29 protein-coding genes are annotated in these 24,264 nt (G+C 32.5%); 3 read left to right on the top strand and 26 right to left on the bottom strand.

The annotated features are described in order from the left end of the window. Positions 1–14: 14 nt before the first annotated feature. The 15 genes from KO504_RS04890 to KO504_RS04820 form a co-directional block, all read right to left on the bottom strand. Positions 15–482: an SRPBCC family protein gene (locus tag KO504_RS04890; RefSeq protein ID WP_215925214.1), complete on the bottom strand. Its 468-nt coding sequence runs from the start codon at positions 480–482 to the stop codon at positions 15–17. 68 nt (positions 483–550) lie between these two features. Then, complete coding sequence (locus tag KO504_RS04885; protein WP_215925213.1) at positions 551–1,015, bottom strand: TspO/MBR family protein; 465 nt, start codon at positions 1,013–1,015, stop codon at positions 551–553. A 7-nt stretch (positions 1,016–1,022) separates the two neighbouring features. Next, positions 1,023–1,187, bottom strand: a complete 165-nt coding sequence (locus tag KO504_RS04880; protein ID WP_215925212.1) for a Lacal_2735 family protein — start codon at positions 1,185–1,187, stop codon at positions 1,023–1,025. A gap of 6 nt (positions 1,188–1,193) precedes the next feature. Beyond that, a complete protein-coding gene (locus tag KO504_RS04875) occupies positions 1,194–1,682 on the bottom strand; it encodes a glutathione peroxidase (RefSeq protein WP_215925211.1) in 489 nt (162 codons plus the stop codon). Positions 1,683–1,713: 31 nt separating this feature from the next. Then, entirely contained in the window at positions 1,714–2,400 is a 687-nt protein-coding gene (locus KO504_RS04870) for an SDR family NAD(P)-dependent oxidoreductase (protein ID WP_215925210.1), read from the bottom strand. 8 nt (positions 2,401–2,408) lie between these two features. Beyond that, entirely contained in the window at positions 2,409–2,642 is a 234-nt protein-coding gene (locus KO504_RS04865; RefSeq protein ID WP_215925209.1) for a hypothetical protein, read from the bottom strand. Between the two features lie 3 nt (positions 2,643–2,645). Further along, positions 2,646–3,329, bottom strand: a complete 684-nt coding sequence (gene folE / locus KO504_RS04860; RefSeq protein WP_215925208.1) for a GTP cyclohydrolase I FolE — start codon at positions 3,327–3,329, stop codon at positions 2,646–2,648. A gap of 55 nt (positions 3,330–3,384) precedes the next feature. Next, positions 3,385–3,657, bottom strand: a complete 273-nt coding sequence (locus KO504_RS04855) for a TIGR03643 family protein (RefSeq protein ID WP_215925207.1) — start codon at positions 3,655–3,657, stop codon at positions 3,385–3,387. A 318-nt stretch (positions 3,658–3,975) separates the two neighbouring features. After that, entirely contained in the window at positions 3,976–5,397 is a 1,422-nt protein-coding gene (locus KO504_RS04850) for an SDR family oxidoreductase (RefSeq protein ID WP_215925206.1), read from the bottom strand. 29 nt (positions 5,398–5,426) lie between these two features. Next, complete coding sequence (locus tag KO504_RS04845; RefSeq protein ID WP_215925205.1) at positions 5,427–6,737, bottom strand: ABC1 kinase family protein; 1,311 nt, start codon at positions 6,735–6,737, stop codon at positions 5,427–5,429. Beyond that, complete coding sequence (locus tag KO504_RS04840) at positions 6,738–7,394, bottom strand: TetR family transcriptional regulator C-terminal domain-containing protein (protein ID WP_215925204.1); 657 nt, start codon at positions 7,392–7,394, stop codon at positions 6,738–6,740. Between the two features lie 97 nt (positions 7,395–7,491). Further along, positions 7,492–8,544 (bottom strand): ACR3 family arsenite efflux transporter, encoded by a 1,053-nt coding sequence (gene arsB / locus KO504_RS04835; protein ID WP_215925203.1) that lies wholly within the window; start codon positions 8,542–8,544, stop codon positions 7,492–7,494. A 5-nt stretch (positions 8,545–8,549) separates the two neighbouring features. Next, a complete protein-coding gene (locus KO504_RS04830) occupies positions 8,550–9,164 on the bottom strand; it encodes a low molecular weight phosphatase family protein (protein WP_215925202.1) in 615 nt (204 codons plus the stop codon). A 23-nt stretch (positions 9,165–9,187) separates the two neighbouring features. After that, positions 9,188–9,658, bottom strand: coding sequence for a DUF6428 family protein (locus tag KO504_RS04825; RefSeq protein ID WP_215925201.1), 471 nt, complete (start codon positions 9,656–9,658; stop codon positions 9,188–9,190). A 15-nt stretch (positions 9,659–9,673) separates the two neighbouring features. Beyond that, positions 9,674–10,006: an ArsR/SmtB family transcription factor gene (locus tag KO504_RS04820; protein WP_215925200.1), complete on the bottom strand. Its 333-nt coding sequence runs from the start codon at positions 10,004–10,006 to the stop codon at positions 9,674–9,676. A 180-nt stretch (positions 10,007–10,186) separates the two neighbouring features. Between KO504_RS04820 and KO504_RS04815 the strand changes: the two genes are divergently transcribed. Then, the gene (locus KO504_RS04815) at positions 10,187–11,032 is read left to right on the top strand and encodes a DUF2911 domain-containing protein (RefSeq protein WP_215925199.1); all 846 of its coding nucleotides are present in this window, start codon (positions 10,187–10,189) and stop codon (positions 11,030–11,032) included. A 330-nt stretch (positions 11,033–11,362) separates the two neighbouring features. Here the strand turns inward: KO504_RS04815 and KO504_RS04810 are convergent, their stop codons facing one another. The 11 genes from KO504_RS04810 to KO504_RS04760 all read right to left on the bottom strand — a co-directional run bounded on the left by KO504_RS04810 (position 11,363) and on the right by KO504_RS04760 (position 23,235). Continuing rightward, positions 11,363–13,171 (bottom strand): sodium:solute symporter, encoded by a 1,809-nt coding sequence (locus KO504_RS04810; protein ID WP_215925198.1) that lies wholly within the window; start codon positions 13,169–13,171, stop codon positions 11,363–11,365. 186 nt (positions 13,172–13,357) lie between these two features. Continuing rightward, complete coding sequence (locus KO504_RS04805; protein ID WP_215925197.1) at positions 13,358–15,877, bottom strand: PIG-L family deacetylase; 2,520 nt, start codon at positions 15,875–15,877, stop codon at positions 13,358–13,360. A gap of 151 nt (positions 15,878–16,028) precedes the next feature. Continuing rightward, a complete protein-coding gene (locus KO504_RS04800; RefSeq protein ID WP_215925196.1) occupies positions 16,029–17,252 on the bottom strand; it encodes a DUF4272 domain-containing protein in 1,224 nt (407 codons plus the stop codon). Between the two features lie 57 nt (positions 17,253–17,309). After that, positions 17,310–18,389, bottom strand: coding sequence for a magnesium/cobalt transporter CorA (gene corA / locus KO504_RS04795; RefSeq protein ID WP_215925195.1), 1,080 nt, complete (start codon positions 18,387–18,389; stop codon positions 17,310–17,312). A 3-nt stretch (positions 18,390–18,392) separates the two neighbouring features. Next, a complete protein-coding gene (locus KO504_RS04790) occupies positions 18,393–18,926 on the bottom strand; it encodes a mechanosensitive ion channel domain-containing protein (protein ID WP_215925194.1) in 534 nt (177 codons plus the stop codon). A 46-nt stretch (positions 18,927–18,972) separates the two neighbouring features. Then, on the bottom strand, positions 18,973–19,914 hold the full coding sequence (locus tag KO504_RS04785; RefSeq protein WP_215925193.1) for a septum formation inhibitor Maf: 942 nt from the start codon (positions 19,912–19,914) through the stop codon (positions 18,973–18,975). A gap of 84 nt (positions 19,915–19,998) precedes the next feature. Then, positions 19,999–20,592, bottom strand: coding sequence for a Maf-like protein (locus tag KO504_RS04780; protein ID WP_215925192.1), 594 nt, complete (start codon positions 20,590–20,592; stop codon positions 19,999–20,001). 64 nt (positions 20,593–20,656) lie between these two features. Beyond that, on the bottom strand, positions 20,657–21,583 hold the full coding sequence (locus tag KO504_RS04775) for a geranylgeranylglycerol-phosphate geranylgeranyltransferase (protein ID WP_215925191.1): 927 nt from the start codon (positions 21,581–21,583) through the stop codon (positions 20,657–20,659). A gap of 8 nt (positions 21,584–21,591) precedes the next feature. Further along, positions 21,592–21,903, bottom strand: a complete 312-nt coding sequence (locus KO504_RS04770; protein WP_215925190.1) for a hypothetical protein — start codon at positions 21,901–21,903, stop codon at positions 21,592–21,594. Between the two features lie 7 nt (positions 21,904–21,910). Next, entirely contained in the window at positions 21,911–22,444 is a 534-nt protein-coding gene (locus KO504_RS04765; RefSeq protein ID WP_215925189.1) for a KdsC family phosphatase, read from the bottom strand. 8 nt (positions 22,445–22,452) lie between these two features. Further along, a complete protein-coding gene (locus KO504_RS04760) occupies positions 22,453–23,235 on the bottom strand; it encodes a Rossmann-like and DUF2520 domain-containing protein (RefSeq protein ID WP_215925188.1) in 783 nt (260 codons plus the stop codon). 115 nt (positions 23,236–23,350) lie between these two features. On the opposite strand from KO504_RS04760, the gene KO504_RS04755 reads away from it, so the two are divergent. Next, positions 23,351–23,740, top strand: coding sequence for a group III truncated hemoglobin (locus tag KO504_RS04755; RefSeq protein ID WP_215925187.1), 390 nt, complete (start codon positions 23,351–23,353; stop codon positions 23,738–23,740). Between the two features lie 54 nt (positions 23,741–23,794). Next, on the top strand, positions 23,795–24,244 hold the full coding sequence (mscL, locus tag KO504_RS04750) for a large conductance mechanosensitive channel protein MscL (protein WP_215925186.1): 450 nt from the start codon (positions 23,795–23,797) through the stop codon (positions 24,242–24,244). The last annotated feature ends 20 nt before the right edge of the window (positions 24,245–24,264 follow it).

Raw genomic sequence — 24,264 nt, 5'->3', positions numbered from 1 at the left:
CTATAAATTAGTTTCTAACCTTTATGTTTTCCGAATAATTCTTCTAATTTTTGGGTTCTGTAATTAAATATCTCTTCCAATTTTGGCTGCACTAAAAACGGATGCACGATTTGTCCTAAAATTCCCAATGGTAATTTATAATCTATAATATCTTCCATTTCAACTCCACCTTCAATTTCTTTTATAAAATGCTTATGATGCCATAGAGCATAAGGCCCAAAGCGTTGTTCATCTACAAAATATTCAAGATTTTTAACATGTGTAATTTCTGTAACCCATTTGGTTTTAATACCTAAAACAGGTGTGACAATATATTGAATAATTTGTCCCGGAAACATTGGTCTGTCTGCTCCTGAAAGAATGTTAAAACCCATATAATCTGGAGTAATCACTTTTAGATTTGCAGGACTGGATAAAAACTCCCAAGCTTGTTCCACTGAGATTGGTAGGTTTTGTTTTTTATGTAAAGTATATATTTTCATGATATGTTATAGGTGTATAAAACTAGTAGAATTGTGTCTATAAACACAAGAGTGAAATGATGTTACAACTAATTATTAAAAACAACGTAACCATTTAGGGATGTTGCAATACAGAGCCAAATAATATAAGGAAGTAATAGGTATTTTAACTTACTTAATTCATCATCACAAAACGTGATAAAGAAATATATTATGACTAGTGTTAATAGTATAATGTTGACTAAAGCCAAGTTTGTGAGCTGTTGATTAAAGAATATATAATTCCAACTTACATTTAAAATCACAGCGATAGCATAAACAAATATTACAAATTTAGAATTTCGGATAGAGAACAAAAAGCTAAGATATACTGAAAAACAAATCATTATTAGTGTCCAAGTCACTCCAAAAATCCAGCCAGGAGGTGTCCAAGGTGCTTTATTTAAATTGGTGTACCATTCGCTTGAAACAGCATCTCCCATAAACCAATTGCCAAGAGCAAGTCCGCCAAAATTAATAACTAGAAATAATATGAAAAGGTAGATTTTTTTCAAGGTAAGATTATTTTAATTTATTAATCTTATCAGCAATTAATTGAGCTTCAGTATATTTTTTATCACTTTCAGCTCTATTTGTTGTAGAAAGCTTATGCCATTCAGCCATAAGTTTTTCATATTGTTTTTGAAGTTTTTCCGTCTCCGATGTTTTTTTAAATAATCCGAACATAGTAATCTATTTTAAGTATCTTATTAGTCTTGTACTTGTAGGGCTTGTGATAGAATAGTAGTAATTTAAAAATTCACCATCGTCGTCTATTAAATATTTTTGAAAATTCCATTTTACGGTCGAATTTTGTTTACCGTTAAGAGATTTTTTAGTCAGCCAAGCATATAAAGGGTGTTGATTCTCACCCTTAACGGCAATTTTTTCAGTAATTAAAAATGTGACACCATAATTAATTTCACAAAATTCTTGTATTTCGTTAGGGGTTCCTGGTTCTTGTTTTCCAAATTGATTGCAGGGCACTCCAATAATAATTAATGTGTCTTTGTAGGTGTCTTGTAAATGTTGTAAATCTTTATATTGTGATGTAAATCCGCATTTAGAAGCGACGTTTACAAACAGCATTTTTGTACCTTTAAATTGTTGTAAATCTATAGGTTGACCTTGAAGGCTGTTGATCTTTATATCGTACACGGATTGCGTAGCAGTTGCTATCATGATAGTTTAGTATTAAATATTTAATAGGTATTTACAATTTGAAACTTACGATGCCGCAGTCCATTTCAAATATTTGTCCTGACATAGAAGCCGCTTTTTCTGACAATAGAAAGCCTGCCATATCTGCAACTTCTTTGGGTTGAAGATATTTTTTTAAGGGATGACGTTCATTCATATTTTCAATCATCCGTTCATTACGCAATAATTTTGAAGCCAACTCTGTACCTGTAACCGTTGGCGCAATAGCATTGATGCGTATGTTTGGTGCTAATTCTGCACCTAGAGATTTTGTTAAGCCTTCGATTGCCGATTTTGAAGCGGCGACGCTAGCGTGAAAAGGCATGCCCAACTTAGCAGCCACTGTACTGAATAATACAATTGATGATTTGCTACCATTTTTTAAAGCTGGTAAATACTTTTGAATGGCTTTAACAGCTCCAATAACATTAATGTCAAAATCATTTTTAAAGTCATCAACACTAAGTCTTTGTATCGGTTTAAGATTAATACTTCCAGGACAATACACTAACCCGTCGGCTGCATCTAAGTCTGGTAATTCATCAGTTAGAATATCACAATCGTAATGTTTTAAATTAGAATGTGAATCTTCTGGTGATGTACGACTGATATTTACAATCTCATCATAAGAAGAAAGCAAAGAAGAGATAATTGCTTTACCAATACCTTTGCTTCCTCCAATAATAATTAATCTTTTCATTACTAGACTTAAGAAGTTGCAGTTAATGGTCTGCCTTTTAAGCGCTTTTCAATCTTTTGCTTAATTACCGTAAGACGTTTCATTAAATCCATTAATTTGCTGTCTTTCTCTTTCTTATATAATTCGTTGACCTCTAAAATTAAATCTTTAGCCTCTCTTGCTGCTAAAATTCTGTCACTTGTTGTTTTAAATGAAAACTTTCTGTTTTCAAATTCTAAAGCTTTTTCTATTGTTGTTTCCATAGCTTAATTGTTTAAATAGTTTTGTAATTCTAAAATTTTTGAAGCGTTATTAAATTCGCCTCCATAATATGTTGTAATTGTGGTAGATGTGTCATCTTGAACACCTCTGGAAGAGACACATAAGTGTTTGGCATCAATAATGACCGCAACATCTTCGGTTTTTAAAACCGTTTTAAGTTCGTTTGCAATTTGATTTGTTAAACGTTCTTGAACTTGTGGACGTTTAGCATAATATTGAACTATTCGGTTTAATTTTGAAAGTCCAATAACCTTTCCAGATGATTTATAAGCTATATGTGCTTTTCCAATGATTGGCACAAAATGATGCTCACAATTTGAGTAGAAGGTAATATTTTTTTCTACTAACATCTGATTATATTGATATTTATTATCAAAAAGTGCAATCTCAGGCTTATTTTTAGGGTCTAAACCTGAAAATATTTCTTCAACATACATTTTTGCAACACGATCTGGTGTACCTTGTAGCGAGTCGTCTGTTAAATCGAGCCCTAAGACATCCATTATTTCTGAAAATAATATTGAGATACGTTCTTTTTTCTCTGTATTAGACATTTCAAAAGCATTAGCTTTCATAGGTGTGTCTAGACCTGTAAATAAATGGTCGTCACCTATATCATCAATACTGAGCTTTTGACCATTGGTTTTGGAAATTGTTTCTGTAATCATAGAATCTTTTTAATGTGCTGTCTTTAAGTACTCCAAACTTAAATCAAAGCACGTGTTAACGTTTTGAAATAGAGTTGTTTGTTATTGTTCTTTGTCTAGAGCATTTAAATCTGCCTTCGTCAAACGTTCTTTTTTTACTGTGTTTAGTTGATCTTCCTTGAACTCTTGTTCGCCACAATCTAAAACTGCTTGGTTTTAATTCTTTTCGCATTAAATTAATAACCTCTTGTTCTTTTAGACCAAATTGAAAAGTAATAGCGTCAAATGGTGTTCGGTCTTCCCATGCCATTTCAATAATCCTATCAATTTGTCTAATATCTAAATTCATTACCTCTTATAAGATAAACGGTTTTATTTAATAATTGTTATCTAATATTACGGTTAGAATCTCATATGTTAATTTCAATTTCTATACCAAAATTAAATATTGTCAATTTTGTCAGTTGCGATACTTTTATAGTCTTGCTAAATACTACTCAGTATAGTGTATCAAATCTACAAAATGTTTAACGTTTTAATGCTATGTCTAAACAAAAATTAACAGAGTATTAGCGTTTTACACGTTTTATAGGTGGTAATATGTGATGAAATTGTTAAATATATGTCGTTTTAATATACGAGAACTTTCGTCAACGGCACATATATTTCAAGATTTATTAGCTAAGGCATTAATCATACCATTGAAAACAAAGGCGTGAAACGGTAAGACCATGTACCAATATAAACGTCCCCAAAGTCCTTTTGGTCTAAAAACAGCTCGTTGATAAAGGATGCCTTTAACAATCTTAAATTCTAACCAAGCTTCGCCAGGAAGCTTCATTTCTGCAAAAAGTAATAGGCGTTTTTCTTTTTTATCGGCAAGTAATACTCTCCAAAAGTCAAGAGGATCTCCAGCTTCTAAATCGGTATCATGTGTGCGTCCTCGTCGTAATCCAACACCACCAAAAATCTTATCCATATACCCACGGATGCGCCATAAGCCATTAAAACTATACCAACCATTGCGTCCACCAATACTCCAAATTTTGTTGAGTGTATATGCTTCGTCTTTTACAGGACGATGTCTTAAATCTTCGAAACAACCAAACTGAGGCAATTCTATATGTTTCGATAATTGATCTTTAAAAACACCACTGCTTACAGCATCCTTCCAACTCGAAATCACCGCATTTTGTTCAATTTTTTGAAAAGCTAAATCTACAGCTGTTTTGTAAGCCATTGGTTCTATCTGTATATAATCATTGATGTCGCTAGGTTTTCCAATGACTTCCACTTTCATACTATCTACCAATGCCGAAGCTAACTGAAAAGAAGTTGATGTTACAAAATACAGCCAAAACGATGATAGTTTTGGAGACAGAACAGGCAAGGTGAAGATGTAACGTTTTAAGCCTCTAACTTCCGCAAATTGAAGTAACATTTCTTTATAAGTTAAGATTTCAGGACCAAAAACATCATACGCCTTATTATAAAGCTCTGTTTTACCTAGTGCACCAGATAGATAGGTAAGGATATCTCTAATGGCCAATGGTTGTGTTTTAGTGTTTAACCATCGTGGTGTTACCATTATAGGTAATTTTTCTACAATATCTCTAATAATTTCAAAAGACGCACTGCCACTACCAACAATAATACCTGCTCTAAATGTGGTTAGGGCATAGGTTTTAGAGGTTAAGGTTTGTTCTACTTGAAGTCTAGATTTTAGATGTTTAGATAGTGAGTTGTCATTTACAATACCACTTAAGTAAATTACTTGTTGGCAATTGGTGGACGCCATTAAATGTTTAAAATTTAACGCACAACGTTCTTCTAAAGTTTCAAAATTATTAGACGATGTTGCCATAGAATGAATTAGATAATAGGCAGCGTCTATATCTTTTGGAATTTGAACATGGTCAGGTTCTAAAAAATCAACCTTTATAAAAGAACAATTAGGATGGTTTTGTAATTCGTCTGGAGTTCTATTTAAATCGCGGACACAACAAATCAATTCATGCTTTTGTTCTAATAATTGAAGCGCTAATCGTTTGGCTATATAGCCTGTTGTGCCAGTGATGAGTATGCGCATTATAGATTGGTTTTTACGAATTGTTGCATCTAAAGATTTTTGAAATTATTTATCTTAATATTTTGAGCCTTAAGGTCGAACATTAAATTGTAAAGTCCAAAGAACGTTCTATTGATATAAATAAAATGTTTAGAACCTCGGTTTCCATTCATATTTCTTAGCTCTGTACTTTTAGAATAGCGCTGCCCCATTTCTGTAATTTGATTAAAAAATGCAGGGTCTGAAAAATCAAAGCTTTCAGAGTGAAAAGGTTGTGTAAATAAGCTTAATAGCTCGTGAAACATTGCACTAAAGAATTTGATTTCTTCTTCAGAATCATCTTGTCGTAAAATTTCAAGTTGATAAAGTTTCTCGGTAAACCGTGTTGGATTTTCGATACAAGTTTTGTCTGCTAATTCAAAATAAGGAACGTAAAAATCCTCAGGAATCATCTTCATACATCCAAAATCTAAAGCAATAAGTTTAGCGTCTTCAGCGATTAAAAAATTTCCAGGATGAGGATCGGCATGTACTTTCTTCAACGTATGAATTTGAAACATATAGAAATCCCATAATGCCTGACCCAGTTTATTTGCTTTAACTTGGTCTGTGTTATGTGCTGTAAATTCAGAAAGGTGTTCTCCTTTCATAAAATCCATAGTAATAATACGCTCAGATGAAAATGCTTCGTAATACTCTGGGAATTCTAAATTTGGAATATGTTTACAAGCTTCTGCAATTTCTTTACTCTGCGCAATTTCTAAAATATAATTGGTTTCTTCGGTGAGTTTGTTTTCAACTTCTTTAAAATACTTGTCGGAGTCTTTTCCTTTAATATTGAACATTTTAATAGCAATGGGTTTTACCAAAGCTAAATCTGATGCTATACTTTCAGCAACTCCAGGATATTGGATTTTCACAGCAAATGTTTTCCCATTCTTTTCCGCCATATGAACTTGGCCTATACTGGCAGCATTTACTGAAGTTGCGTTAAAAGTATCGAATAAATCTTCGGGATGTTTTCCGAAATATTTTTTAAATGTTTTTATAACTAAAGGTGGCGAGAGTGGTGGCACCGAAAATTGAGACAACGAAAATTTCTCAACATAAGCCTGTGGCAATATGCTTTTTTCCATGCTCAACATTTGGGCTACTTTTAGCGCACTTCCTTTTAAGGTTTTTAAGCTATCGTAAATATCCTCGGCATTATTTTGATTAAGGCGTTCTTTGGCATCTTCTTTAGAATTTACCATTTTGTCGCCATAATACTTTAAATAATTCACACCAACTTTAGCTCCAGTTGAAACTAATTTTGAAGCTCTAGATATTTTAGTCATTGGAATACTATCTATTGTTTTCATCTAGTTGGAGTGTATTTTTTCTTTGTATAAGAATTTACCAAAGTCTATAAGACTTTTTAAAGGAGTGGTATCTATTAAATCAAAACTTGCCTGAACTGACTTTTCTATAAACACATCTGTTTTTTCAAAGGCTAGTGAAGTGTCATCTAACCAAAATTTTAGGGTGACTAATAATTGAAACCAAGCGGATTCTTTGAGACCTCTATTTTTTAATTTTTCGAGTTTTTCTTCCTTAAGATCAATGGTTTTAATGTCTAAATGATCAATGTAATTGGTAAAGCTCTTCTTTAAGTGCGATAGCGTTTTTAGAGACTTTAATTGGTTTTTATCCGTGTTTAAAGCATGGACCACATAGCTTCTATTAGCCGTTAATATTTCAAAAAACGTATAATAAAAACTGAGGAGTTTGTTTCGTGCATCAAAAGATTGATAATCTTCGCTTTTTTCTAAAACAGCTAATGTGTTATCAAAAAATATTTTGAATATGGATTGTTCTAAAATTTCGAAGGAACTAAAGTATTCATAGAATTTTTGTTCTTCAAAATTGTGGTCTTTAGCAAAGGCATATACCGAATTGGGTTCGTGATTATGTGTTAGGACATAATCCATGTAAAATGATATAAGATCAGATGCTTTTATGTTTTTCTTTTTCGCCATTGTAATTAATTTACAATGTAAAGATACGGTATGTTTAATTATTTTTAATTATAGTTAAACAAAATTTAACACCAATTTCTGAGACTTGTGCGTTTTGTTACGTTGTTTGAGGTAAATAATATTTTTTACGCAACCAAAATGCGACTCTAACCAAGAGAATTAAAGCGGGTACTTCTACTAAAGGACCAACAACACCAGCGAAGGCTTGACCAGAGTTTAATCCAAAGACAGCGATGGCTACAGCAATGGCTAGTTCAAAATTATTTCCCGCAGCAGTAAAAGCTATAGCGGCTGTTTTATCGTAAGTTGTTCCCATGGCTTTACTGACAAAAAAGCCAATAATAAACATTAGCGTAAAGTAGATTAATAAGGGAACCGCAATAATGAGGACATCCATGGGGATTTCTACAATTAACTCGCCTTTAAGTGAAAACATAACCACGATGGTAAATAACAAGGCAATTAGGGTCATAGGAGAAATGGCTGGTATAAATTTCTTAGTATACCAGGTCTCACCTTTGAGTTTTACCAATATTAAGCGTGAAAGGATACCGAGTAAAAACGGAATACCTAAATAGATCGCTACACTTTCGGCAATCGTAACAATGGAAATATCTACTATAGCTCCTTCAAAACCAAAATAGGGTGGAAGTACCGTAATAAATAGGTAAGCATAGAAACTATAAGCAAAGACTTGAAAAATACTATTGAGAGCCACAAGTCCGGCACCATATTCACTACTACCTTCAGCTAAATCGTTCCAAACTAATACCATGGCTATACAACGGGCCAAACCAATAAGGATTAAGCCAACCATGTATTCAGGGTAATCTTGTAAGAATGTAATCGCTAAGATGAACATTAGTACTGGGCCAACAATCCAATTTAATACTAAAGATATAGATAGAATTTTCACATCTTTAAACACCTTTGGTAATAAGGCATAATTAACTTTCGCTAATGGAGGATACATCATTAAAATTAAACCAATAGCAATAGGTATATTGGTAGCTCCGCTACTGTAAGATTCTACAAGCTCTGGAAAAGATGGAGCAAAAAAGCCAATACCAACTCCAATAGCCATAGCTATAAAAATCCATAAGGTAAGATAGCTATCTAAAAAGCTTAATTTTTTTTTGATTGCAGTCATTATAATTAGTTTACGATGTTAGAAAACACATATTTTAGTTCAGTAGCAATTTGAAAGCTACGCTCGTTATATTTTTCTATTTGCAGAGGCGTATTATCAAAGGCCTTTGGGTCATCATAAGTTATTGGAATACGCTTCTCTGATCCACCAATAAAGGGACAACCTTGATCTGCGCTAGAGCAAGTCATTATTGCAGCAAATTCAGAAGTCGGATTAAATTCATCATCAAACGTTTTAGAAAACCCAATAATTGGATGTGCATTTTTTGAATGTTTTATACTGTACACCGGATTGCTTCCATTAGAAAGCGTTTCAATCAGAAACCCTGTGTTTTCAAGCGTTTTAGCAACCACAGGAAATAAGGCTGTGGCTTCAGTACCACCAGAATAACAAAACACATTTTTAATTTCAAAATAAGATGCCATAGCCTGCGCCCAGACTTGTGACAAATGGCTGCGACGGGAATTATGTGTGCAAATAAAATTTAAGTTAACCCTTGATTTATTAGTTACTTTTAATTGTACAAAATCTATAAGTGGTTGTAAAATAGTTTTGCGTTCTTTGGAAATAGAATTTGTGTTTAGCTGTTCTATTTGGGTTTTAATAGGTTGGTATAACATAGCTTTTTACGAAATATTAACGATTAACAACATCCTGAACCAGGCGCACAAGACGGAGCTTCTTTTTGTAATTCTGATAGTTTAAGTTTTGGTTTCTTTTCAGGAATACCACATTTGTCTTTTGCTAAACAATCGGTCAATTTTGAAGTCAATAAAAAATGTGTGCCATCAAAGTCTAATCCATATTTTCCAATCGTGTCACCTTGGTATTCTACTTCAATTTCTAAATCTTCAATGTTTAAGACTTTTTCAGAAAGTTCAATAATGCTTAGTAGTTTTTCAGGGTGTAACCTATGGTCGTAATCGTCTGCTTCCCAAAGCTGAAAGTTGGCTACGTTTTCGGTTCTTACGGTGCCTCCACAGTCAATAAAATGCTTCGATATTTTACCGACTTCTGTTACATGAAAGTGATTTGGAACTAAAGTGCCGTTTGGTAATTGAAACGCTATAGTGTCTAAGGTTTGTAATTTTGATTTAATTTCTGATAATTTCATAAGGCAATATTATATTTAACAACAGTTATTGTTTTCATTTATATCTTGATTAAGGAATACAGAAAGTACGGTTTTCATCTGTGACCAATTATCTTTATCAATACAGTAACAAATACTGGTACCTGTAATGTTTCCTTTTATAAGTCCTATTTTTTTTAACTCTTTTAAATGCTGAGAAATGGTAGGTTGTGCTAAACCAATTTCATCAACCAAATCACCACAAATACAAGAATCTATTTTAAATAAATGCTGAAGAATAGCCACTCTCGCCGGATGACCAAAAACTTTAGCGATACTTGAGAGCTCATTTTGTTCTGGCGTGAAAATTTCTGATTTCGTTAAACCCATTAGTCTTTATATTATTATATTGCAATATTACGATTAATACTGTTGTTATCCTAAATATTGCGTGTTAAGAAATCGTTATTAAGAATGTTAGTTTTCATTTTAAGGATTCCTTAACATTTATAGCATAGCTTAAGTTGTAATTTTACAACAGTTAAAAACAAACACTTAACACTATAAAAAATGAAGAAATTAGTACTATTTACATTTGCTTTAACTTTAATGTTTTCGGTAGATGCACAAATTAAAACACCACAACCAAGTCCTTTTACAAAAATTGAACAAGTCGTTGGTTTAACAGATGTTACTTTAGAATATTCTCGTCCAAGCATGAATGGGAGAACTATTTTTGGAGACCTTGTACCTTATGGTAAATTATGGAGAGCAGGAGCTAATAAAAACACAATGATTACATTTAGTGATGACGTAGTTGTTGCTGGTAACACTTTAAAAGCTGGTGCTTACGCTATTTTTATTACACCTTCTGAAAAATCTTGGGAAGTTATCTTCTATAATGACACTAATAATTGGGGAGCGCCAAAAACTATTGATGCTGCAAAAGTTGCTGCTAAAGTGAAGATTGAAACCATGCAGTTACCAATGAAAGTTGAAACATTTACGATTACTTTTGATAATTTAAAAAGTGGTTCTGCAGAATTAGGGTTTATCTGGGAAAATACTATGGCTAATTTAAAATTTGAAGTTCCAACTGCTAAGACAGTAGCGGCTTCTATTGAAAAAGCAATGGCAGGACCATCAGCTAACGATTATTATGCTGCAGCGGTTTATAACTTATCTGAAGGAAAAGATTTAGAACAAGCTAAAGAATGGATGGATAAGGCGATGGCTATGACTAAAGACCCTAAGTTTTACCAATTGAGAAAACAATCATTATTGTACGCTGCTCTTGGAGATAAAAAGAAAGCAATTTCAATAGCTAAAGAATCTTTAGCTAAAGCAGAAAAAGCAGGTAATGCTGATTATATAAAAATGAATAAAGATTCTTTAAAAGAATGGGGAGCTAAGTAATTTACTAGCTATCAGACATAAAATAACAAACGCAGCTTTTGGGTTACTTATAGTAAACAAAAAGTTGCGTTTTTTTTGTTTGAATTGATGTTGATTATAATCTAAGGCTATTATTAAAAAAGTGTTGTGGCATTCTTTACTTGCTTTATAATAGGGAAACTTAGCCTTGGTTTCTTCTTGTCATCCTAAAAAGATAAAAGTGCTATCGTAGCATAAAACTATAGACTAAAAGTTTTAACTTTTTTAGGTTTTATAACGCAGCTATAGTGTAGAATTAAAATTTAGAACAGTAGGTAAGTCAGACGTAAACGTAATAGCTTATGGGACTAGTTATACAGCTTTTTTGGGTAATAGGATTTGTAATAGATGGGCAATTGTAATGACAACAATACAACCAAATAAATTCAGCCATAAGTAAGGCATCCAATCTAGCCACCAGCCAATAACGACAATAGCCTGTGTTATTAGTGCACCAAAAAATACAGCGTTCCCTTTTATATATTTAAAGAAAAAAGCGAGTAAAAAGATACCCAAAACATTGCCGTAGAAAATAGAACCTATAATATTAACAAGTTGAATTAGATTCTCAGCAAGATCTGCAAAACAAGCAATAATAATGGCTACAATTCCCCAACCAAACGTAAACCATTTGGTCATTTTTACCATGTGTTCTTCACTTTTGTCTTCCTTTTGATTTCTGCCGTATAAATCAATAGACGTAATGGTTGCCAATGCGTTAATTTCTGAAGCTGTTGAAGACATTGCTGCAGATAATATAACAGCCAATAATAAACCAATTAAACCTGTTGGTAGGTTGTTTAAAATAAACCTAATAAACATGTAATCTCTGTCGTTGGTTTGTGTGTCTTTAGCGGCATCTTTGTATAGTGCTGTAAGTGCAGCCGATTTTGTAATGTATGCTTCACTTTTAGGGTTAGACTTTAAAGCGTCTACTTCACTTTTAAGCTTATTGTATGCTAAGGTATAATCAGAATCAATAGCTTTTTTTATTAAAAACTTTGATTCAGAGCGGTAGGTTTTTTCAATACTGTCTAATTGAAATAGTTCGTTTTTTAAACTGTCATCAGTGCTTTTAGATAATGCCAAACTCACTTTTTGTTTTTCAGTAAATAATGCGGCTTGTTTATCTTGAAGCCTTCTATAATCGTCACCAAATTCAGAGACTAAAACAGTCTGTTCGGATTTGTCTATAAAGTTTAAGGGCGAAGGATTAAATTGATAAAACACAAATACCATTACACCAACAAGTAGTATAAAGAATTGCATAGGTACCTTTAGCATACCATTAAACAATAAGCCCATTTGCATTTCTTTCATAGATTTACCAGAAAGATAACGTTGCACTTGACTTTGGTCTGTACCAAAGTAGGATAGCATTAAAAATGTACCTCCAATTAAACCAGTCCAAACGGTATATCTATTTTCTAAATCGAATGAAAAATCTAAGACTTTCATCTTTCCTGTAGCACCAGCAATATCAATGGCGTCTATAAACGAAACTTCTTCTGGGATTAAATTAATGATGATAAACAAAGCGGCTATCATTCCCGCAAAAATGACAAACATTTGTTGTTTTTGTGTTACGGTTACGGCTTTTGTTCCACCAGAAACCGTATAAATAATAACTAAAACACCAATAATGATGTTAAGGGTAATAATATTCCAACCTAGGACAACAGAGAGTATAATAGCAGGAGCAAAGATGGTAATTCCTGCTGCAAGACCTCGTTGAATTAAAAAGAGAATGGCTGTAAGACTTCGGGTTTTAAGGTCGAATCGATTTTCTAAAAACTCGTAAGCTGTGTAAACTTTAAGTCGATGATAGAGAGGGATAAATACCAAGCAAATTATAACCATGGCAATTGGAAGTCCGAAATAAAACTGGACAAAGCCCATGCCATCAGAAAATGCCTGACCTGTTGTAGAAAGGAATGTAATTGCACTTGCTTGAGTTGCCATTACAGATAGACCAATGGTCCACCATTTAGAAGTATTACCTCCTTTTATGTAATCTTGTGCATTTTTTCGACCTCTAGTTTTCCAAGTTCCATAACCAACAATCGTGGCTAAAGTTGCTATTAAAACCGTCCAATCAATCCAATCTAAAGTTTGCTGCATTATATGTTTTTATGCGAATGAAGCGGTAATAAAGTAAAATAAGACAATGTAAAGTGCATTTGCTATTAAAACAGCAGTATACATTTTACTCCATTTTTGCTTTGGTTGTGGTTGGTTTTGGTTGCGCATCTTTTTAGTTTTTAGTTAGTTGTTAGGGGTTTGTTATCTAATATTAGCTAAAAATCATCAGTTTTTAAATGACGGTTTATCGGCTTTTTCTGCGGATAGTAAGTTAGCAAAAATTCTGAAAGCACCCGACACTCCAGCAGGAAATTCTCTAAAAAAACTTAAACCTGTATAAATATAGTTGCCTTTACCGTATTTAGCAACCAATAGTGCTCCCTTTTTTGAACTTTCGCCTTTGTCGTTTGATGCCAGTAATGGTGTGAATTCTTTAGACCATTCATTAGGAAAATATAAGCCGCGTTCTTGTACCCAACCTTCAAAATCTTTACTCGTAATTTTATTTGGAAAATTTAAAATTGGGTGATTTGGTTCTAAGATTTGAATGGCTGCATTTTCATCAGTAACTCTGTCTCTAGACAATTTTAAGTTATAAGGCGCTAAGTTATCTATTTTAATGCCTCTACTGGTATTGTATTGAATGATTAAATTACCACCTTCTTTTACGTACTCTAACAAGAATTTTTGTTTAAACTTTAAGTCTTCAACAATGTTATAAGCTCTAATGCCAACAACAATAGCATCAAAATTAGTTAAGTTTTCTGGTGAAATTTGTTCTGGTTCAATATTAGTCACATTATAACCAATTTGTCTTAAACTTTCAGGGACTACATCTCCAGCGCCTTCAATATACCCAATGTTTTTACCTCGTGTTTCAATGTTTAACCTTACGACTTTACTTTCACTTGGCATTAAAACCGTTTGAAATGGTATGTGAGCATAATCGATTTCTATGAGTTCGTCGGTATAAAATTCACCATCAATATTCACCATTGGTGTAATTAAACCTTCGCTTTGGTTTTTTGGAGGTATAACTGTAAATACCACTTTTTGAATATCATCTTTATTAGCGATTTCAACTTTTTGCTTTTCTGGATAGACACTCCAACCTTTAGGATATGCCATTTGTACATAACCTTCAATATTATTCTTTCCAGCTTTAACAGTAACTTCAATTTCTTTTTGTTGGTCGTTTTCAAAGATGAAAACCTTATCGCTTATACTTGCTGAAGCTATTGGAATAATTTCGAAAGGTCTATATAATTCGCCTTTATCTGGTTTAGAATAACGATAAATTACAGGTTTTCTAATGCTTAAAGGTGTGCCTTCAATCATTAAGTTAAAATCAACAAAAACGGCTCTTGGTGTTTCTGGTAAACCGATTAAATTTTGGTTTTCCACATTATACATGCCTAAGGTGCTTTTTTTGTTTAGCCAATATGGTGTTGTGTAATTTTTATTGTTTGAAATTGTTATGCTTTCTTCAAAGTTTAGCTTTTGGTTTGAAGCCAAAGTTATATTTTTAGTAATGCCTCTTTCTAATGTTGAAAGGCTATAAGAGACCAAATTAATATTGGCATTGCTTCGGTTTAAAACTTCCATATCTAACGTTATATTAGAATTTGGTGCTGCATTTGGGGTTTTAGCTGAAACTTCAAGGTACAATCCAGAGCAAGCTTCGATAATTGTTTTTAATTCTTTTGTTTTAACGGTTTTCCAGTGCTCGTCTTTTACATTTTGAAGCAATTTATAAGCTTCTAAAAGTTGTGGTAAATGTGATGCTGGGTTTTTAAAGTTAAAATGCGTTTCTATCGACTTTAAAATGTTTCCAATGGCTTTTCCGCCTTCAATTCTGTTCCAAGACACATCTATTCCAGAGAAGATATCTTCATTTTTTTGAAGTGGTTCACCTTTTAGAAACTCAATATATTCTTGTTGAGAGCCTCGTTGTGACAAACGTCCAAAACCTTGACATAAATGTTGACTACTTGCCAAAGCCGCCACTTCGTTATTAGACATGCCTTTGCTTGGGTAATAAACACCAACGTCAAAATTTATCATATTGCTTTTGTCTAATTTGTCAAATGCTTCTTGACTTCCGTATCTCCACCAAGAGGTATTGTAAAATAAGCGTTTAGGTTGCCACGTTTGGGTTAATTCTAATTGTGAGGTGTATTTAGAAGCATCATTTGCTAAATCAAAAGCTTCCATACTTAACATGGCCGAAGCGGTGTGATGACCATGCGTACGACCAGCTCTTCTATGATCAAAACGGTTAATAATAATATCGGGTTTAAATTCACGAATAGCCCAAACAACGTCTGATAATACATCGTCTTTATTCCAGATTTCTAAAGTTTCGTCTGGATGTTTCGAATATCCAAAATCATTAGCTCTAGTAAAACGTTGTTCCCCACCATCAACACGTCTGGCAGCTAGTAATTCTTGAGTTCTAATAACTCCCAAAAGTTCTCTGATTTCAGAACCAATTAAGTTTTGTCCTCCATCTCCTCGAGTTAACGATAAATAAGCTGTACGTGCTTTAACTTCATTAGACATATAAGAAATTAAACGCGTGTTTTCATCATCAGGATGCGCTGCAATATAAAGTACTGAGCCTAAAACATTGAGTTTTTGAACCGCTTCGTAAATCTCTGAAGAATTGTATTTTTTAGGTTGTTGCGCTTGTAATGAAACGATGGAGCTTATAAAAAGCAATAGACAAAGTCTAAGTTGGTACATGAGGTTATTAGTTAGTTTCGTTTCAAATATAGAAAAGTTAGTAGGTTCTGAACTTTGTTTTAGATTTTTTTAACGTTGCGATTAAGATACTAACGCTTTTGATATGAACGGTGACAAATGTCTCAATAATGACTCCTGTAGACTTTAATTTTTAGGTGTCACATGTTACATCATCCCAATCAGAACTCATGTAGTTAATGAGCCAATTGAGCGCATAATGTCTTTCATAGACAATTCCGTTATGAATTTCTGTAATTTCTTTACCGTTTATCCTAGCATCTACACAAGCCCAATCCATTCTGTAGTAGAGGTCATTAGCGTTTAGTATTTCGGTTTTACTTCTGACCTCTGTTTGTGCATTAATAAAGTCGTTTGGATTTTTACCTGGACCAATTGGGTAGTTTTCGAATGGAATATTGTTTAAATCGGCCATCTGATTTGGGAAACCAAGATCGTCTACAATTTTTAATGCCCACATTAAGGTCCAAATGCACTCACATTTCCATGTTTCTTGGTTTTTCTTTTGGTCAGTAGGATTCTCTAGAAATGATTTTTCATCAGGTGTTACTATATCTAGTAAATCAAAATCAGTAATCATTTTTAGTGCGTCTTCACCTGAAATATTATTAAAAGCAACCAAGTTGGTAATGGTTAAAATGGTTACTCTTTGCGCTATTTCTTTTGCCGTTCTTATGGTGGTGGCATTTTCACTTTCTATAAAGGGAAGGTTGGCGTTAATTTTTATGTGGTGATTTTTTAGGATGAGTTCACTTTTTTCTTTTCGAGATTTTTGGTCTTCTGTAATTTCTTCTATTTCACCATCGTAATATTTAGAATCTATGGCAACTTTAAGCTCTTTTATTTCACAATTTCCGTTTAAATCACTAATTAAGTTTAGGTGTTTGTCTAAAAAGTGTTGCCCCTCTGCTTTAGAAATTATGGTTTGTGGTTGAGCAAAAACAATGGCGTCAAATTCATCTGCTAATTGACTAATGATGTCTTTAAGGTTTTTGGTTTTACCTTTTTCTTGAAAAATTGAAAACTCAGAATTAAGGGTTTGGATTTTTCTTAAAAATAAACTTTTAATGTTTTCATTGGTTGTAGGAAGCGAAGACGCAAAGCCATAAAGTCCTTTTAAATTCTCGTTTAGCGGGCAGTGTTCTGTATCGCTGATTTGATAATCAGGTTGAAGCCGTTCTCTGTATGAAATTTTTACAATGTGGTCTGAAGAGAACAGGCCACCTTTTGTTTGTATTTCTGCGATTTTAAAGCCATCTAATTCTGAAAAGGTGATTTGTCCTTTGGGAATATTAGTTTTTAAAATAGTTATGATTTTATCGAAGCCTAATTGGTGTGCGTATAATGTGCAGATCATTCTATTTAATTTTTAAAGATGCGTTTAAATAAAGGGAAATTTGATTTTGTAAAGCTTCTATAGCCATTTTTTACGTTTAAAATAAAAGAGTAATCCAATAAACAGAACAAACATTACACCTAGAAGTATAAAATAACCGTTTTTATATTTTAGTTCAGGAATGTATTCAAAGTTCATTCCATATATGCCTGCAAGAAAGGTTAATGGGATAAAAATGGAAGACATTATGGTGAGTACTTTCATTACTTCGTTCATTCGGTTGCTAATGGTTGTCATATACATGTCCATTAAACTCCAAATCATTTCACGGTAGATATCTATGTTTTCAGACACTTGAATTAAATGGTCATAAATATCTCTGTAATAGGTAATAGTGCGTTTGTAGATTAAAGGGTGTTCCCCTTTTTCAATACGATTAATAATTTCACGTAGCGGAAAAATAGCACGACGTACTTTTAATATTTCTCGCTTTAATTGTTGTACTTCAATATTGATGTTTTCTCTTGTGTTTCCGGCAAACAAATCGTTTTCTAAATCTTCAATTTTATTACCTAAGGTTTCAATAATACTAAAATAATGATCTACAACAGCATCAATTAAGGCATACAATAAATAGTCTGATTTTAGACCGCGTATTCTACCATTACCATGGCGCAGGCGTTCTCTTACTGTATCAAAGACATCGCCTTCTGCTTCTTGAAAAGAAAGGACGTAATTTTTTCCTAAAACGAAGCTCACTTGTTCTATAATAATGTTTTCATCGTTATCATAATACAGCATTTTAAGTACAATAAATAGATAGTCGTCATACTCATCAATTTTAGGACGTTGTGTGGTATTTACGATATCTTCGAGAACAAGAGGGTGTAATTCGTACTGTTTACCTATGTTTTCAATCTCATTAATGGAGTTTAACCCATCAATATTTATCCAAGTAACAGAATCTGTGCTTTTGTGTATTTTGGCATCTTCAATATTGGTGAGGATGCTTTCATCTAAGGTTTCTTTGGTGTAATCAAAGGATTCAATATGAAGTCGTTTTTCGGTTTTTACACCAGTATAAACTAAAGTGCCCGGAGCTTTTCCAATATGTTTTTTATAATTATGTGTGCGTTTTTTTATTGGTTTATTCTTCATAAGTTATAAAATACTACTGTCGTCTAAAGCATCCTTTTGCAATAAAGTTACAGCTTTTTGAAGAATGAGATTGTTTGGATAGGTTACTAAATCTCCATTATCCTCTCTAAGATGAATTTGAAACGCTCTAATATCTTCAATAATAGCCTCTAGTGGATAGTCTTTATCATGAATTTTTATTTTATCACCAACTTTATATGGGAAAGAAAAAAACATAATTACACCAGAAGTGATATTACTTAAAATAGACCAAATAGCAAATAAGGCCACTCCAATAACTGCAAATACAGAAGAAAATACAAGTGTAATATCTCGTGTTTCTGCACCAAGAATAAAGGCTTCTATTAAAATAGCTATAAGAACAAAAACGACAGTTACATATCTACCAATTAATGTTGCTCGTGCTTCTGTAGTACCGCTTTTTTCGCCTGTTTTTTTTACAGTAATTACAATAATTGTCCTAATTATAAATAATACGATTAATAATATAATCGTATAAATGAATTTGTCTTGATAGTTGGAAAACATTGAACTCATGTAAGGCTTATTTTGCTACACAAATATAATTCAGAAACCATAAAGTCTATTGTAATTTTAAAGTTTCTCTAAGGTTTAAATCTGTATTGCTTTTTTTATTCCAATAGTCAGATTTTAAGGTTTCTAATTTTGTAGCTTTTGTAGTTAAGGTTGCGCTAGAAGTACCTATTCCGTTAGTTGTGGTTTCTTCCCAACCTAAAATATCGAAAGGAAAATGAGGATTGAAATTTATTTTTAAAGTTCGGTTTGCTTCAGGATACGAAATGGTATAACTATTATTTTCTAATTTGGTAAAAGCTTTTTGAGGTTCTAAGGCTTCGTGATTAAGTCTTGTAGATTCTAATGCCGGAATTAGGTCTAATTGCCCTACAGGAAGACTTTTAGGATCTATTCTTAATTTAGTCCATAATTCATTTTCGGTCCATGTTTTATCTAGCTTAAAGTTTTCGTCAGCTTCCCCTTGAAAATAAGAATGTGATTGTACTTCAAAAGTATTGCGATTATTTAATTGCATATAAACATGTCCACACCATTCTTGTATAGAAGCAGAGATTTTTAAGGCATGTTGATTATTAGTAACGGGATAAAACGTACTCTGCATTATAGAGTATGGATATATGCCCGTATTAAAATTTTTAGTCGCATTTAATTTTAAAACAGGAATATTAGTTTCATTATAGTTGTCTGCTTTGACTTGTACATTGGGTAGAAAATCTTCTGTGACATAAACTAAAACAGCTGTGCCTTCTCGTAATTCGCCATAGCGAGCTTGTTCTAATTTGTAGGATGTTATTTCTGCTTCACCATCATACCAATACGCTTTAAACTCTTCTGATAATTTAGGTGCTGGTGCTAGCTCTTCTGTTTTAGGTTCTGAAACTGTGGCTGTTTCTAATGTTTTGGTCTTGTTTTCTGTACAAGATGTAATAATAGATGTTACTCCTAGAATTAAAAGGTAAAAAAAGTTACGTTTTATATATTTCTCCATGACTTGAATGTTTTTAGATTCTGAAACTAATCTGAAATTAAGACATTTTGCCTCATAATTTCAAAGTATAATAAAGATAAGACTCTAAAAACCTTTGACAATGGTATTTAACGTTTCGTAAAGTAAATGTGTTGGCAAACCAACAACGTTGTTATAAGAACCTTCAATACTTGTAATGCCTATTGCTCCAATCCATTCCTGTATACCATAAGCGCCAGCTTTATCTAGTGGTTTATAGGTTTTAACATAGTGCCAAATTTCTTCGTCTGTTAAAGCCTTAAAAGTTACTTTTGTTGTTGTATTAACAAGGTGTTGCTCTGTTTTTAAAGTAAAACAGATAGAAGTAACAACTTCATGTGTTTTATTACTCAACGATTTTATCATAGAAAAAGCATCGTCTTCATCTTTAGGTTTGCCAATGGCTTTATGGTCTAGCCAAACAATTGTATCGCTTGTAATAAGAATGTTTTTATGCTGAATGTTTTCTGTAAAAGGTGTCGCTTTTAATTTTGCTAAATAATCAGTGATTTCTTCACGTTTTAAGTCTTCAGGATAAATTTCTTCAACAGGTTTTAACTGAATGTCAAAGTCAAGATGCATTGCTTTTAAAAAAGCATGACGACGCGGGGAAGCAGAAGCAAGAATGATATTGAAATCTTTGAGTTTGTCATTAAGCATTAGCGATGGTTTTATATTAAAATAGTTACGAAAAAAGAAGTTTTATATAAAGATAAAATAAGGGTTATTTTAATATAAAGTTATATAGCAATAAAGACAACATACCTGTGAGCATTACTAATTTTAAAACTAAACTAATGTGTTTGTATTGTGCTTTCTTTTGGGCACTAAATAATTTTATACTCACATAAATTAGCGGAGCGATAACTAATATTAAAAAATAGCCAACGACAAGTTGTTGCTTAAATAAGTAGGTAATTACGTAGTAAGTTATAGCGCATATAGGAATAAGAGACAGAAAAAATGCAATTTTATTAGCACGTTCTCTTCCTAAAATAATAGGTAGCGTTTGAATTCCTGCTTTATAGTCGCCATCAATATCTTCAATGTCTTTTACTAATTCTCTGATAAGATTAATCATAAAAGCAAAAATGGCGTAATCTCTAATAATATTAATGAATGTTAATTGGACAGCTTTGTTATTTATATTTATTGCAGGGATTAACTCAATAATACCCACCAATAAAATGCTTAATGCCACCACAATAGACACGACAATATTACCAACTAAGGCTATTTGTTTTAGAGAAGTCGAATAAATATAAAGCAATGCAGAAGCTATAAAAAAGATAGCAAAAAAACCGGATTTATTAATCTCGTTAGTAATATAAAACCCTAAGCCAACACCTAATATATTAAGTATGATAAATAAAGTATATGCATTTTTTTCGGAAATATGCTTATGGATAATAACTTGGTTGGGTTTGTTTATTTTGTCAGTTTCAACATCATAAATATCATTAATAACGTAGCCTCCAGCAGCAATACAAAGTGTAGCTAATACTAGAAGGAAAAAGTTAAAATCGTTTAAGGTGGTTAATACGCTATGACTTTCGTGAAATGGTAATAAAAGCGCATATTTTACTAAATATTGCATTAGAGCAATCATTAGTAAATTTTTCCAACGGATTAAATTTAAAAAGTGAATCATTTGAAAGCTTAGTGGGATAAAATTTTAGTGATTAAATAAAATGTGGTAACCGCAATGATAATAAAAAGAATAGTGCTAATAATTACTGTTCTTTTTAAGAGTTTACGTTCTTGTTGTCGTATTTTATTTTTAATTTTTTGTTTGTCTTCTCTTGTTAAATCTTTATGCAAAAAATGCATTTTGTAATGTAGATGTGCTTCAAGATCTAGCTTATCCTTATATTTAGAAAAAGGCTTTGACGACCTTTGGTTAAATGTAGCCTGACTATTTCCAAAGCCAATATATCCAAACCCTGTGCTATGTCTTCTTCTGCTTGACATCTATGCTTTAGTCATATTTTGCATTAAAATTTCCATTCCATTTGCCTTGTACTTTTAGGACTTGCTCAATCACATCTCTTACAGCACCTTTTCCTCCATTTTTATGTGAAATATATTTTGAAATGGCTTTAATTTCTGGAACAGCATCTTGCGGACAACACGGCAAACCAACTAATTTCATTACGGGATAATCTGGAATATCGTCTCCCATATACAACACTTGTGATTTTGAAATATTGTGTTGATCTAAATACGAATAGAGTTGTTCAATTTTATTATGAGCTCCTAAAAAGATGTCTTTAATACCTAATCCAGCCAAACGTTTTCTTACACCTTCGTTAGAGCCTCCAGAAATAATACAAAGATTAAATTGGGCATCAATTGCTGTTTTTAGCGCAAACCCGTCTTTAATATTCATAGTTCTTAACATTTCGCCTTCTGTGGTTACTGTGATTGTACCATCGGTTAGGACACCATCAACATCAAAAATAAAGGTGGTAATGTCTGCTAAATATTCTTTGTAACTTTTATCGTCGTTCATTGGTTTATTTATTTTTTTGTTACTGGTCTAGAGGTTAGATTATGCGTCTTTTTTATAGAAGCTGTCAGTAATTTATAAATGGCTTCGTGTTCTTCTTTTTCAATCAGTTTTAGTTGCCGCTTTATTGTTTTTTTATCATTTCGTTTGGCAGGTCCTGTTTGTGCCATATAGGGAGACATTTGTTGAATTTTCTTTGCCGTTTCTTCAATTAAAGGGTGCAATATTTTAAATTCTATATTTTTAGTTTCGCAGATTTCATGACCAATTCTGTAGAGTTGGTTGGTGAAATTATTAACAAAAACAGCTGCCAAATGAAGTGTTTGTCGTTGTTCGGTTGTAATCTTATGAGGTTTGCAACCTACTGCTTTGGCTAAATCTTTTAATAGTGTAAGATTTTCCTTTTCGTAAACTTCTACACAAATAGGAACTTCCGAAAATTCTATTTCAGCCGTTTTAGAAAAAGTTTGTAAAGGGTAAAAAACACCAATCTTATTCTTTTTATCTAAATCGTGCATGGCAACACTTCCTGAGGTATGAACCACCATACGATTAGAAAATGGTAAATCAGAAGACAATTGTGAAATGCTATCATCGCTAACAGCAATAATGTAAATGTCGGCTTCCTTTAATTCGTCTAGCGAGTCTGTAATATCAACATCATTAGCGTAAGACGAAATTGATGCTCGCGTACGGTTATACCATTGGACAACTGAAACGGTTTCAGATTTTAAAAAGGCTTTATATAAATGTGTGGCTACGTTGCCAGCACCTAGTAATACAACTGATATCATGCTGTAAAAATACTAAGATTTCTTATTTTAGAATCACTAGAATGGGATTAAAAGAATAACTTTGGGTAACATTAAAAGAATGAGTCTATTTAGTAGATTGTAAATGTTAATTTCTATGGGTAAATCAGACATAAAAAATAGAGAAGATGTTTTTCTATTGGTATCAAAATTTTACGAAAAGGTAAGAAAAGATGAAAAATTAGGACCATTTTTCAATGAAACTATTAAAAATTGGGACGAACATTTAGAACATTTAACCACATTTTGGGAATCGAGTTTATTCCTAAAAACTAAATATTATGGTAATCCATTAGAAGCACATGTTAAAGTTGATGCTGCATTTAATCATAGTATTACCGAGTTGCACTTTGGCTTATGGTTAAATCTTTGGTTTCAAACTATAGATGAGTTGTTTGAAGGCGACTATGCCGAAAATGCTAAACGTAGAGCACGTAAAATGGGTACCTTTATGTATATGAATATTTTTGCTGCAAGAAAGGCCTAATTTTTTATAGGCATCTTCATAAATTTGTGTTTTAAAATCTAAAACAAAACACAGATGAAACTGATTAGAGAATTTAAGGAATTTGCAGTTAAAGGAAATATGATGGATATGGCAATAGGTATCATCATTGGTGCGGCCTTTAATAAAGTTATAGATGTTTTAGCAAAGCAGGTTATTTTACCACCTTTATCCTTATTGACAGACGGAGTTAATTTTGGTGATAAGAAATTAGTGTTACGAGAGGCTATAAATAGTGCTTCTGGTGAGATTATGACTAGTGAAGTTGCTATAGCTTATGGAAAATTATCTGAAGTGTTTTTAGATTTCTTAATCATTGGATTTACGGTTTTTATAATTGTAAAGTTTATGAATAGACTTAGAAATAAAGCCCATGATGCTAAAGATAAAACAGTGGTGACACCAAAGGATATTCAGCTCTTGTCAGATTTAAAAGAATTAATGGAAGAGCAAAATAGAATGCTTAAATCTAACATAAGGAATTAGGTTTGTAAATATGTATAAAT

The sequence above is a fragment of the Winogradskyella psychrotolerans genome, assembly GCF_018860565.1.
Taxonomy (GTDB): domain Bacteria; phylum Bacteroidota; class Bacteroidia; order Flavobacteriales; family Flavobacteriaceae; genus Winogradskyella; species Winogradskyella damuponensis.
The sequence above is the reverse complement of the archived record's forward strand: the minus strand, read 5'-3'. Positions and strand labels throughout refer to the sequence as shown.